Here is a 12,363-nt window from a genome sequence, read left to right as displayed (position 1 = left end):
GAAGGATCCACTGTGCCCAGAAGCTTCGTGAAACGCTCTCTCACCGCACTGCTCGGCGTCACGGTCGCGGCCTGCCTCGGCCTTCCGGCCGCTCCGGCCAGCAGCGCCGCCACCCAGCAGGCCGCCGCCCCGTTCAAGGTGCTCGCCTTCTACAACGGCACCTGGGACGCCGCCCACATCGACTTCGACAAAGAGGCCAGGGACTGGTTCCCCGCGGCCGGCGCGCAGAACGGCTTCACCTGGGAGGCGACCACCGACTGGAGCCGTCTCAGCGCCACAGGGCTGTCGCAGTACAAGGTGATCATGTTCCTGGACGACGCCCCGCCCGCGAGCCAGCGCGCCGCGTTCCAGACCTACATGCAGAACGGCGGAGCGTGGATGGGCTTCCACGTCAGCGCGTGGACCGACAACCCCGGCTCGTGGAGCTGGTACTACAACACCTTCCTCGGTTCGGGCGCGTTCCAGACCAACACCTGGGGGCCGACCGCCGAGACCCTGAAGGTCGAGGATCGCGGCCATCCGTCCACGGCGGGGCTGCCGGCCACCATCCAGTCGTCGGTGAGCGAGTGGTACTCCTGGAGCCGCGACCTGCGGCAGAACCCCGACATCGACATCCTGGCGTCGATCGACGCCTCGAGCTTCCCGGTGGGTGACGACCCGAACCAGCAATGGCGCAGCGGGTTCTACCCGATCTTGTGGACCAACAAGAACTACAAGATGCTGTACGCCAACTTCGGGCACAACGGGATGAACTACTCCACGAACACGCGCACGTCCTCGACCTTCGCGAGTCCCCAGCAGAACCAGTGGCTGATCAACGGCCTGCTCTGGCTGGCCGGCGCGGGCGGCACCACGCCTCCCCCGACCGACACGATCTCCCCCACCACGTGGTACTCGGTGGCCAACAAGAACAGCGGCAAGTGCGTCGACGCCCGCGCGGCCGGGACGGTCAACGGGACCGCGATCCAGCAGTACACCTGCAACGCGACCAACGCGCAGCAGTACCAGTTCGCGCCGACGAGCGGAGGCTTCGTCCGGGTGAACAACCGCGGCAACAGCGCCCAGGTGCTCGACGTGAAGGATGTGTCGACCGCCGACAACGCCCCCATCCAGACCTGGACCTACAGCGGCGGCAACAACCAGCAGTGGCAGCCGGTGTCCGAGGGCGGCGGCTACTACCACTTCGTCAACCGCAACAGCGGTAAGTGCCTCGACGTGCCGGCCGCCTCGAGCGCCGACAGCGTCCAGCTCGTCCAGTACGCCTGCAACGGCACGGCCGCCCAGTCCTTCCGGCTGGCCGCACAGAGCTGAGCAGGCGGTACCCGAACGAACACCGGCGTCCCGTCGGTACCCGAACCACCACCGGCGTCCCGCCGTCGCCACGCCCTGGCGACGGCGGGACGTTCGCGAGCCGACCGCCGCCGGGTCAGCGCGACGATCCGCCGGGCAGCGCGAGAAGCGGGGTCAGCGCGAGAAGCCGGATCAGCGCGAGAAGCGGGCGAGGAGGAGGGTCAGCCGCCGGTCGTGGTCGTCGCGGCGGAGCCTGCCGTTGCGCATGAGCGTGAGAAGCCCGTGCAACGCGCTCCAGAACGTCTCGGTGAGCGTCTCAAGGTCGTCGTCCCGCGCGAGAGGGCGCAGGGCCTCGCGCAGCTCGCCGAAGCCCTCCCGCAGGGCGGGCGGCGCCTGCGCGGTGGCGAACGGCAGGTCGACGGCGTGGGTGAACATCGCGTCGTACAACGCGGGCCGCCGCGCGGCGAAGAGCGCGTACGCGGCGCCGACGTCGGCGAGGGCCTGGCGGGGATCGGCCGCCGCCGTGCGCGCCGCGCGCAGCGCGGCGGCGAGGTCGGCGAAGCCCTCGACCGCGACCGCCGCCATGATGGCGTCCTTGCCCTTGAAGTGGCTGTAGAGGACCGGCTGGCTGTACTCGATCTCCTCGGCGAGCCGCCGTGTGGTCACCGCCTCCCAGCCTTCCGACTCGGCCAGTTCGCGCGCGGCCGTGACGATCAGCCGTTCCCGCTCCGCTCGTTCGCGCTCCCGGCGCTCCTGGATGGACACGACCGACATTCTAGCGCCGCTAGCGCGTCTGCCATCGATACGTTAGTGTCGCTCTTGTATCTAGCACTGCTAGCGAGGAGACGTCGTGCTCACCCCCATCGCGTACGGACTGGCCATCGTGCTGGACGTGTTCATCCTGTTCATCGGCGCCCGCTTCCTGCTCGCGCCGCACGCCGCGGCCGCCGGCTACGGCGTGCCGGCCCGGAAGGACGGAGACCCCGCCTACCTCTCCATCAAGGGCCTGCGCGACCTCACTTATGGCGTGCTCGGCCTGGCCCTGCTGGCCTTCGCGGGCGCCCGCGCCGAAGCATGGTTCATGCTGGTCGTCGCCCTGGCGCCCCTCGGCGACACCCTCATCGTGCTGCGCAACGGCGGCACCAGGGCGGTCGCCTTCGGCATCCACTTCGCCACCGCCGTGATCGTCCTGATCAGCGCCGCCCTGCTGTTCGCCGTGTGAGGTCCGCGGCTCTCGTGCCGGGCCTCAGAAAAGAGGTCCGCGGCTCTGGTGCCCGGCCTCAGGGAAGCGGCCGCCGAGGTGCGTGCCGGACGTGGACATGGCCGTCGCCGGGGAACGGAGGCCGGGCGGGGACGATCTCGTCGAGGGCGTATCCGCACTTCTGCGCCACCCGGCACGAGGCGAGGTTGTCCACCAGGTGCAGCAGCCGCAGGCGACGCAGCCCCTGGGGGGCGAAACGCTCGAAGGCCCAGGCGGTGAGCGCCTCCAGGGCCCGGCCGGCGACGCCCCGGCCGCGCGCCGCGCGAGCGGTCCAGTAACCGACGTCGGCGTGGTGCCCGCCGGCGACCAGCCCTTTCACCGCCACGTTGCCCACCAGACGGGAGCCGCCTTCCGGCTCCGCCTCCACGACCGCGAAGCTCAGCCGGTGGCCCTCGCTCCAGCCCTTCCACTGGATCTCCAGCCAGCGCCGGGCGTCCTGCTCATCGGTGACGTGGAGCCTGGTCCACTGGCGCATGACCGGATCGCGGTAGGCCGCGATCAGTTCGGGGATGTCCTGGTCCGTCCAGGGCCGAAGCACCAGAGACGAACCCTGTCCATGCGGAGCGGCATGCAGGACGACGGTCATGCGTCCTCCTCCCCTGGGGGCACGGTCTCGTGCGATCGCGAAGCTAGCTCAGGGAACGGCGAGCGGCAAACCGGCCTGGGCGAACATCCCCCGTCGCGATCCATGACATCCGTGGGCCGGCCGGAACGGATCAGGCGAACATCCCCCGTCGCGATCCACGACGTCCGTGGGGCCGGCGGGAACGGATCACCGGCGCACGGCGGCGCGCCCATCGGCACGCTGAGGACGATCACCGCCCGGCCGCCGGCCTTCGACGGAGCGCGGGGCGGTCTTTCGAGGGCAGGAGGGCCACCTGGTAGCGGTCGCGGTAGATCACCTGGGACTTCGCCGGGTTCTTGACGCGGATCACGCGAATGGTGTGCCCACGGGCCCGCAGGCCCGCCGCGAGGTCTCTCCCGTAGACCCGCCAGCCCTCCTCGGTGAACCAGAACCTGGCCCGCCGGTTCTCGATGTACGGCATCGGCAGGTCGCCCAGGACGGCATTGCCGCCGGCCATCACCCAGGCGCCGCCGAGCCGGGTGCCGGAGGGGTCGTCTTTCTGTTCGTCCGTCGCGGTGACGTCGACCCAGCGCCGGAGGCTGTCGGCAAGGACGCGGTACAGCATGATGCCAGGATGCGGCAGCACCCCTGCTGATTTCAGTAGATGGGAGGAGACTCGTGGTACCGCGTCAGCCCTGAGCGTCAGCCCTGAGCGTCAGCCCTGAGCGTCAGCCCTGAGCGCCGGCCCTGAGCGCCGGCGTGCGCGGATCAGCCCTGGCCGGTGGGACGGATGATCAGGTCGTTGACGTCGATGCCGTCCGGCTGTGCGATCGCGTACGCGATGGCGTCGGCGACGGCGGCGGCGGGGATGCCCAGCCGCTCCGACATCTCGTGCACGGCGGCGCGCACCTCCGGGTCGCCGCCGTGGTCGGTGAGCTCGGTCCGGGTGTAGCCCGGGGACACGAGGGTCACCCGGATGTCCCGGCTCTCCTGCCGCAGCCCTTCGGACAGCGCCCGGACGGCGTACTTGGTGGCGCAGTAGACGGCCGCGGTCGGGTCCACCCGGTGCGCCGACGTCGAGGCGACGTTGACGATGTGGCCGGCGCCCCGGGCGCGCATGAGCGGCAGGACCGCCGCGATCCCGTGCAGGGTGCCGCGCAGGTTGACGTCGATCATCTGGTTCCAGTCGTCCACGCGCAGCGCGTCGACGGTGGACAGCGGCATGACGCCGGCGTTGTTGACGAGCACGTCGACGCGGCCGTGCCGGTCGTGCGCCTGCCCGGCGAAGGCGCGCACGCTGTCGAGGCTGGTCACGTCGAGGTGTCCGTGGTCGGCGCGGCCGCCCGCCGCGCGGAGCTCCTCGGCGAGGACGGCGAGCCGGTCCACGCGCCGCGCGCCGAGCACGACGTGGTGCCCGTCCGCGGCCAGCCGGCGGGCGGTCGCCTCGCCGATGCCGCTGCTCGCGCCGGTGATGAGGACGATCTTGCCGTCGACGGGCGACGGGCCGTTCATGCTGCTCATGTGGACTCCTGCCAGAGATGGAAGACGCGGAGGTGCGCCGCGTCCACCCTGTGGCCGTCGCCCGCGCGGAGGAAGGCCGTGTCTTCCTGGGTGCGCCACACCCAGGAAGACCCTCGCCGTCCCGCCCGCCGTCCGCAGGGGGCGCGCGGCGGCGGTAATTCGGTTGTCCGCCCGAGGCCGTTCTGTTGTACTCCGGGAGACGACCGGCCCACCGAGGAGGCGAACATGTCTGCAGCGTTCATGTCCATCCACCAGGAAGTTTCCGCTCGCCCAGAGGACATGACGCTTCGTGAGAATGCTCAATCTCGGGATTTTGGCCCATGTAGACGCCGGTAAGACCAGCCTGACCGAGCGGCTGCTGCACGCCGCCGGTGTCATCGACGAACTCGGCAGCGTCGACGACGGCGACACCCAGACCGACTCCCTTGCCCTGGAGCGGCGGCGCGGCATCACCATCAAGTCCGCCGTCGTGTCGTTCGTCGTCGGCGGCGTCACCGTCAACCTGATCGACACTCCCGGGCACCCCGACTTCATCGCCGAGGTCGAGCGGGTGCTGAGCGTGCTCGACGGCGCGGTGCTGGTGATCTCCGCCGTCGAGGGCGTGCAGGCGCAGACCCGCGTGCTGATGCGGACGCTGCGGCGCCTGCGCATCCCCACGCTGATCTTCGTCAACAAGATCGACCGGCACGGCGCGCGCTACGAGGGCACGCTGGGCGGCATCGCCGAACGGCTGACGCCGGCGATCGTCCCGATGGGGACGGCGCACGGACTCGGCACGCGCGAGCCCGCCTTCGTCCCGTACACCGCCGTGGACGCCGCCTTCACCGCCCGGCTCGCCGAGGTGCTCGCCGAGCATGACGAGGATCTGCTCGCCTCGTACGTGGACGGCGGCGCGGCGATCTCCTACCGGCGGCTCCGCCGCGAGCTCGCGGCGCAGACCCGCCGGGCGCTGGCGCACCCGGTGTACTTCGGGTCGGCGATCACCGGAGCCGGCGTCGACGCGCTGATCGCCGGCGTCACCGAGCTGCTGCCCTCGGCCGAGGGCGACCCGGACGGCCCCCTGTCCGGCACGGTCTTCAAGGTCGAACGAGGACCCGCCGGCGAGAAGATCGCCTACGCCCGTCTGTTCTCCGGGTCGGTGCGCGTGCGCGAACGGCTGCCGTTCACGCGCGACGCCGCAGGCAAAGTGCACGGCGAGGGCGACGTGCACGGCGAGGGCAAGGTCACCGCCGTCGAGGTGTTCGAGCATGGTTCGGCCGTCCGCCGCGACGCGGTCACCGCCGGGCGCATCGGCAGGCTCTGGGGCCTGCCTGACGTCCAGATCGGCGACACGCTCGGCGTCCCGGGGACGGGCGCGCCCACGCGGCGCGTGTTCGCGCCGCCGACCCTGGAGACCGTCGTCGTGCCGTGCCGTCCCGCCGACATGGGCAGACTGCACGTCGCGCTCACCCAGCTCGCCGAGCAGGACCCGCTGATCGGCGTGCGGCAGGACGACGTGCGCCGCGAGGTGTCGGTCTCGCTGTACGGCGAGGTGCAGAAGGAGGTCGTCCAGGCCACGCTGGCGGAGGACTTCGGCCTCGATGTGGACTTCCGCGAGACGACGACGATCTGCGTCGAGCGGCCGGCCGGCACCGGCGCCGCCGTGGAGTTCATGCACAAGGACCCCAACCCGTTCCTCGCGACCGTCGGCCTGCGCGTCGACCCGGCCCCGGCCGGCGCGGGCGTCGAGTTCCGGCTGGAGGTGGAGCTCGGGTCGATGCCGTTCACCTTCATGAGGACCGTCGAGGACACCGTCCGCGAGACCCTGCGCCAGGGGCTGCGCGGATGGCAGGTCATCGACTGCGCGGTCACGCTGACGCACTCCGGCTACGCGCCCCGGCAGAGCCACGCCCACGCCACCTTCGACAAGAGCATGTCGAGCACCGGCACGGACTTCCGCGGCCTGACGCCGCTGGTGCTGATGGACGCGCTGCGACGCGCCGGCACGAGAGTGCACGAGCCGCTGCACCGCTTTCGCCTGGAGATCCCGGCCGACACGCTCCGCCCGCTGCTGCCGGTGCTGGCCCGCCTGCGGGCCGTGCCGCGGACGACGGCGACCCGGGGCCCGGTGTGGGTGGTGGAGGGCGAGATCCCGGCGGCCCGGGTGCACGAGTTGCAGCGGCACCTGCCCGGCGCGACCCGCGGGGAAGGCGTGCTGGAGTCGGCGTTCGAGCGCTACCACCCGGTCGCCGGCGAGGCGCCGTCCCGGCCGCGCACCGGCCACGACCCGCTGGACCGCAAGCAGTACCTGCTGCGCTTCATGCGCCAGGTCGAGGGCGGCCGCCGATGAACTCCTCCGGACGGCGGGCCATCCTGCGGGCGTTCCGGCCGGGACGGCGGGCCGGCGCCGCACTGGTCGCGGCCACCGGCGCCGCCACGGTGCTGCCGCTGCCGGCGCCGCAGCTCACCCGGCGCTTCGTCGACGAGGCGATCGGCGGCTCGGCCACCGGGCACCTCACGCTCGTCGCGCTCGGCTACCTCGCGCTCGCCATCGCCGGCCAGGCGGCGCGCATGCTCACCGCCTGGCTCGCGAGCCGGCTCGCCTGGGACGGCACCAACCGCCTGCGGGAGGACCTCGCCGGGCACGCGCTCGGCCTGGACATGGCCTTCCACGGCAACCGCACCCCCGGCGAGATGATCGAGCGGGTGGACGGCGACGTGGTCGCCGTCGCCGACTTCGTCGTCGCGTTCGTGATGGACGTCGTCGTGGGCTTCCTGCTGCTCGCGGGGGTGCTGGCCGTGGTCCTCGCCACCGACGTGCGGCTCGGCGGCGTGCTGCTGCTGTACTGCGTGCTCGCCGGGCTGGTCATTGCGCGCGCCCAGCGGCTGGCCGTCCCGTCGGCGATCCGTGCGCGGGCGGCCGGCGCGGTCGTGGCCGGCGCCCTGGAGGAGCGGCTGGCCGCCGTGGAGGACCTGCGGGCCAACGGCGCGGGCGAGCACGCCGTCACCCGGTTCCACCAGGTGAGCGCCGCGCTGTACCGGGCCGAGGCGCGGGCGGACGTGACGCGCAGCGGCCTGCTCGCGGGCACGTCGGTGGTGTTCGCGGCGGGCACGGCGCTGGTGCTGGGTCTTGCCGTGTGGAGCCGGCAGTCGGGCGCGCTCACCGTCGGCACGGCCGTGCTGCTGTTCCAGTACACGCAGATGGTGCGCGCGCCGCTCGAGCGGCTGATCGACCAGCTCAAGCAGTACCAGGCGGCGCTGGCCGGCGTGGCCCGCGTCGCCGGGCTGCTGGCCGAGCGGCGGACGCTGCCCGACCCCGCCGACCCGCGACCGCTGCCGGCCGCCGGGCCGCTCGGCGTGCGCCTGGACGGGGTCGGGTTCGCCTACCCGGACGACGGCGAGCGGGTGCTGTCCGGCGTCACCCTCACCCTGGCGCCCGGCGAGACGCTCGGCCTGGTGGGGCGCACCGGCAGCGGCAAGACCACCATCGCGCGGATGCTGCTGCGCCTGTACGACCCGGCCGAGGGCCGCGTCGAGGTCGGCGGGCTGGACCTGCGCGAGGCCGACCCGGCATCGCTGCGCCGGCGCGTGTGCGTCGTCACGCAGGACGTCCAGCTGTTCGCGGCGAGCGTCCGGGACAACCTCACGCTGTTCCGCGCCCTCGCCGACGACCGCCGGCTCCGCGCCGTCCTGGCCGGAGTCGGGCTCGCCGAGTGGCTGGCCGGCCTGCCCGACGGGCTCGACACCGAGTTGGGCGCCCAGGGCGCCGGGATGTCGGCCGGGGAGGCGCAGTTGCTCGCGTTCGCCCGGGCGTTCCTCACCGATCCGGGGCTGGTGGTGCTGGACGAGGCGTCAAGCCGGCTGGACCCGGCGACCGAGCGGCGCGTCGAGCACGTCACCGGCCGCCTGCTGGCCGGGCGGACCGCCGTGCTCATCGCGCACCGGCTCTCCTCGCTGTCCCGCGTGGACAAGATCGCTGTGGTCGACGGCGGCGAGATCGTCGAGTACGGCCGCCGCGAGGAGCTGGCCGCCGACCCGCGCAGCCGCTTCTCCGCCCTGCTCACCGCCGCGGGGGTGCGCCGATGAGGCCGGTTCCGTTCGTCCTGCGGCTGACCGCGATCGCCGGCCTTCGCCGGTATGTGGTCGGCGGGCTGCTGTGGGCGCCGGTCAGCGTCCTGCCGCTCGCCGGCGGGCTCGCGTTGCAGCGGCTGTTCGACCTCATCGGCGCGCATCGCGGCGTCGCCCTGACCGAGCCGTTGTGGCTGTGCGCGGCGCTGGTGGGCGTGGAGGTCGTCCGCGGCCTGGTCATGGTCGTCGCCTGGGTCTACGGGACCTACTGGTGGGACGCCGCCGCGACCCTGCTCCGCGCGAACGTGCTGCGCTCGCTCCTGACCGCGCGCGGCGCGGCGGCCCGCCGGCTGCCGCACTCGTCGGGCGAGGCGATGGCGCGCCTGCGCGACGACGTGGGCGACCTGGTGCAGCTCACCGACGACATCGTCCCCCTGGCCGGGGCCACGCTGTTCAGCTGCGCCGCGCTGGTGATCATGGCGGCGATCGATCCCCTCATCACGCTCGTCCTGGTGGTGCCGATGATCGTCCTCGGCGTGCTGACCCGGACGCTGCGCGGGCTGATCCAGCGGCTGCACCGGCGCGCCCGGACGCTCGGCGCGGCCGTCACCGCCTCCATCGGCGACATCTTCGCCGGCGTGCTGGCGATCAAGACGGCGGGCGCAGAGGAGGCGGTGCTGGAGCGCCTGCGCGCGCGGAACCGGGCGCGGCGGGACGCCGCCGTCGCGGACCGGCTGGCGACCGACACGCTGGACACCGCGCTGGGCGCGACCGTCGAGATCAGCGTCGGGCTCGTCCTGCTGCTGGCCGCGCCGGCGATGCGACGGGGCGAGTTCACCGTGGGCGACCTCGCGCTGTTCACCAGCTACGCCGGCTGGCTGACCGCGCTCCCGCGCACGATCGGCTCGCTGCTGTCGCGCCTGCCCCAGGCCGCGGTGGCCATCGAACGGCTCGGCCGCCTGCTGGCCCCGCACGAGGACGCCCGTGACCTGGCACGCGCCGGCGAGGTGTGGTTCGGACGCGAGCCGCCGGCGACGGCGCCGCTTCCTGGCCACCAGGACCCGCTGCGCGTCCTCGCGGTCCGCGGCCTGTCCGTGCGCCACCGGCCCGTCCACCGCGACGGCGCCGCGACGAGCGCGGACACGAGCAGCGCGACGAGCGCGGACACCGCGGCCGGCGCGGGGGCGGCCGTGGGAGACGGGCTCGCGGACGGTGACGGGGACGGCGATGGCTTTCTGGGCCGGGGCGTGTACGAGATCGACCTGCGGGTCGAGCGGGGATCGTTCACGGTGATCACCGGGGCGGTCGGATCGGGCAAGACGACCCTGGTGCGCGCCCTGCTCGGCCTGGTGCCGGCGGACGCCGGGACGATCACCTGGAACGGCCGGCGCGTCGAGGACCCGGGCACCTTTCTCGTGCCCGGCCGCGCGGCCTACGCGGCCCAGGTCCCCCGGCTGTTGTCGGAGTCCCTGGAGGAGAACCTCCTGCTCGGCCTGCCCGCGGACGGCGATCGGATCGCCGCCGCGCTGTGGCTGGCGGCGCTGGATCAGGACGTGTCCGGCATGCCGGACGGCTTGCGCACCGTTATGGGACCACGCGGGGTGCGGCTGTCCGGCGGCCAGGTCCAGCGGGCGACCGCGGCGCGCGCGCTGGTCCGCTCGCCGGACCTGCTCGTCGTCGACGACCTGTCCTCGGCGCTGGACGCGGAGACCGAGAGGGCGCTGTGGGACCGCGTCGCCGCCGCCGCGCGCGACGGCGACGGGCCGGGCACGCTGCTGGTGGTGTCGCACCGGCGCGCGGCGCTCGAACGCGCCGACCAGGTGGTCGTGCTGGACCGCGGCCGGGTCGCCGGACGCGGCACGCTCGCCGGCCTGCTGGCGAGCTGCCCGGAGATGCGGCGGCTCTGGCACGGCGAGCTCTTGGCCGAGGCCGGGGAGCAGGCGCGGACGCACTCCGGGAGCGCCTCCGCGCCGCCCGTCGCCGGCTGAGCCCGTGATCGGCCGGAGGTGGTCCTAGAGTCGGAGCCGACGCCGGCCCCGGCCGCATGGGGCATCCTCGGCGAAGCGGCATTCGGCATGGGGAGTGGTTGCGGGACATGAGCGATGACGCGCGGGCTCTTCTCTCCGTCGCGCTGGAGGCGGCCGGCGTCGCCGGCGAGCTGGTCAGGACGCGCCTGCCGGGCGCCGTCACGGCCAAGGGCGACCGGGACATGGCGACCGAGGTCGACTACGCCGTCGAGCGGGCGGTCCGCGACCACCTCCGCGAGCGCACCCCGCAGGTCGGCTTCCTGGGCGAGGAGGAGGCGGCCGGAACCGGATGGGAGCCGGGGGCTGGGTTGCGCTGGGTGCTGGACCCGGTGGACGGCACGGTGAACTTCGTCCACGGTCTTCCGCTGTGCGCCGTATCTCTGGGCCTGGTGCGCGGGGACGTCCCCGTCCTCGGCGTCATCGAGCTGCCGTTCCTCGGCTCCCGCCATGCCGCCGCCGAGGGGTGCGGCGCCACCGTGGACGGCCGGCCGATCAAGGCGAGCGGCGCGGTGGCGCTTTCGGCCGCGCTGGTCTCCGTCGGGGACTTCGCCGTTGGCGACGGGGCCCCGGAGGCGAACCGGCTCCGGCTCGCGATCACCGGCCTGCTGGCGGAGCGGGCCCAGCGCGTCCGCATGTTCGGGTCCGCCGCGATCGACCTGGCCTGGGTCGCCGAAGGCAGAACCGACGCCTGCCTGATGATGAACAACCGGCCGTGGGACACCGCCGCCGGCGTCGCCATCGCCCGCGAGGCGGGCGCGCTGGTCGTCGACCGCGACGGGACGCCGCACACCATGCGCTCGACGGCCACCGTCTGCGCCGCCCCCGGCGTGCTCGCCGAGGTGCTGGACATCGTGCGCGAGGCCCGGAGCGTCACCGGGCGCGAGCGGGACATCCGCGAACGTTGACCGGGTTGGGCGCCGTGACCGGCGCCGGCATCGCCGTACCACGACCCGCCGCCCCGGCGCCGATCACCCACAGCACATGGCCGGGGTGCGAAGCCGCGCCCGCTGAACGGACGTGGACACCGCGCCGGCCGGTGCACTGCGCCGGAGATCCGTCGGCTGAGTCTCGTCCGATCCCACAAGGTCGGATGCGGAGGAACCACCGATCGGCCTCACCCAGCCCACCATCGACCCAGACGGCGAACACCCGGCACGGCACACCGGCCGTTCAGCTTCCGACGCCCCGGGCCCGCGGGCCGTCCGGGCCGGCTCTCACCCGGCCACGACGGCCGTCTCGTCGCCGCGGAGCAGGCGCTCTTCGAGCTGGACCTCCGCGGCGAGATAGGCCGCGAGCTCGTCGAGCGTGGCGGCGCAGCGGACGTTGGACAGGCCGCGCGAGAGCAGGCCACGCGAGACGCCGTGCCGGCGGACGGCGTACCAGCCGCCGCCCACGGCGTCGGACACGAGCCAGTGCTTGCTGTAGCGGTCTTTCAGCTCGTTGATCGTCACAGCCATCGCCGGGCACCCGCCGAGGACGGAGGGCGAGGAGCGGACGGGGCCGGCGCGAAACCGCGGGCCGTGACGGTGGGGGAGGGCATGCGTCAAGGCTAGTCAACGACTCGTATTCGCTCAATCACACAACGTAATCGGGTCGGCATTGGCCTACATCGGCCACACCCCTCAAGCTTGAGGGTATGAACGCGAACGAGT

General features: G+C 73.3%; 11 protein-coding genes. 6 read left to right on the top strand and 5 right to left on the bottom strand.

Features of this window, described 5'->3' with window-relative positions; all coding sequences use genetic code 11:
- The first annotated feature begins 12 nt into the window (after positions 1 to 12).
- On the top strand, positions 13 to 1,311 hold the full coding sequence (locus tag ABZT47_RS21170; protein ID WP_354844474.1) for an RICIN domain-containing protein: 1,299 nt from the start codon (positions 13 to 15) through the stop codon (positions 1,309 to 1,311).
- Positions 1,312 to 1,482: 171 nt separating this feature from the next.
- Here the strand turns inward: ABZT47_RS21170 and ABZT47_RS21165 are convergent, their stop codons facing one another.
- Positions 1,483 to 2,055 (bottom strand): TetR/AcrR family transcriptional regulator, encoded by a 573-nt coding sequence (locus ABZT47_RS21165; protein WP_354844471.1) that lies wholly within the window; start codon positions 2,053 to 2,055, stop codon positions 1,483 to 1,485.
- An 85-nt stretch (positions 2,056 to 2,140) separates the two neighbouring features.
- Between ABZT47_RS21165 and ABZT47_RS21160 the strand changes: the two genes are divergently transcribed.
- Positions 2,141 to 2,512 (top strand): DUF4267 domain-containing protein, encoded by a 372-nt coding sequence (locus ABZT47_RS21160; RefSeq protein ID WP_354844468.1) that lies wholly within the window; start codon positions 2,141 to 2,143, stop codon positions 2,510 to 2,512.
- 58 nt (positions 2,513 to 2,570) lie between these two features.
- Here ABZT47_RS21160 and ABZT47_RS21155 read toward each other — a convergent pair whose 3' ends face one another.
- The 3 genes from ABZT47_RS21155 to ABZT47_RS21145 all read right to left on the bottom strand — a co-directional run bounded on the left by ABZT47_RS21155 (position 2,571) and on the right by ABZT47_RS21145 (position 4,637).
- Positions 2,571 to 3,137 carry a GNAT family N-acetyltransferase gene (locus ABZT47_RS21155; RefSeq protein ID WP_354844465.1) on the bottom strand — a complete coding sequence of 189 codons (567 nt, stop codon included), beginning with the start codon at positions 3,135 to 3,137 and terminating at the stop codon, positions 2,571 to 2,573.
- A gap of 229 nt (positions 3,138 to 3,366) precedes the next feature.
- Complete coding sequence (locus ABZT47_RS21150) at positions 3,367 to 3,741, bottom strand: hypothetical protein (protein ID WP_354844462.1); 375 nt, start codon at positions 3,739 to 3,741, stop codon at positions 3,367 to 3,369.
- Between the two features lie 143 nt (positions 3,742 to 3,884).
- Entirely contained in the window at positions 3,885 to 4,637 is a 753-nt protein-coding gene (locus ABZT47_RS21145; RefSeq protein WP_354844459.1) for an SDR family oxidoreductase, read from the bottom strand.
- A 295-nt stretch (positions 4,638 to 4,932) separates the two neighbouring features.
- On the opposite strand from ABZT47_RS21145, the gene ABZT47_RS21140 reads away from it, so the two are divergent.
- The 4 genes from ABZT47_RS21140 (at position 4,933) to ABZT47_RS21125 (ending at position 11,616) form a co-directional block, all read left to right on the top strand.
- On the top strand, positions 4,933 to 6,966 hold the full coding sequence (locus ABZT47_RS21140) for a translation factor GTPase family protein (protein WP_354844640.1): 2,034 nt from the start codon (positions 4,933 to 4,935) through the stop codon (positions 6,964 to 6,966).
- Positions 6,963 to 8,702: an ABC transporter ATP-binding protein gene (locus ABZT47_RS21135; protein WP_354844456.1), complete on the top strand. Its 1,740-nt coding sequence runs from the start codon at positions 6,963 to 6,965 to the stop codon at positions 8,700 to 8,702. The genes ABZT47_RS21140 and ABZT47_RS21135 overlap by 4 nt, the downstream gene beginning before the upstream one ends.
- Positions 8,699 to 10,672, top strand: a complete 1,974-nt coding sequence (locus ABZT47_RS21130) for an ABC transporter ATP-binding protein (RefSeq protein ID WP_354844453.1) — start codon at positions 8,699 to 8,701, stop codon at positions 10,670 to 10,672. The genes ABZT47_RS21135 and ABZT47_RS21130 overlap by 4 nt, the downstream gene beginning before the upstream one ends.
- 107 nt (positions 10,673 to 10,779) lie before the next feature.
- Entirely contained in the window at positions 10,780 to 11,616 is an 837-nt protein-coding gene (locus tag ABZT47_RS21125; protein WP_354844450.1) for an inositol monophosphatase family protein, read from the top strand.
- A 309-nt stretch (positions 11,617 to 11,925) separates the two neighbouring features.
- Here the strand turns inward: ABZT47_RS21125 and ABZT47_RS21120 are convergent, their stop codons facing one another.
- Positions 11,926 to 12,168, bottom strand: coding sequence for a hypothetical protein (locus ABZT47_RS21120; protein WP_354844447.1), 243 nt, complete (start codon positions 12,166 to 12,168; stop codon positions 11,926 to 11,928).
- Positions 12,169 to 12,363: the final 195 nt, after the last annotated feature.

It is taken from the genome of Sphaerisporangium sp. NPDC005289 (assembly GCF_040607455.1).
GTDB classification, from domain to species: domain Bacteria; phylum Actinomycetota; class Actinomycetes; order Streptosporangiales; family Streptosporangiaceae; genus Sphaerisporangium; species Sphaerisporangium rhizosphaerae.
The sequence above is the reverse complement of the archived record's forward strand: the minus strand, read 5'-3'. Positions and strand labels throughout refer to the sequence as shown.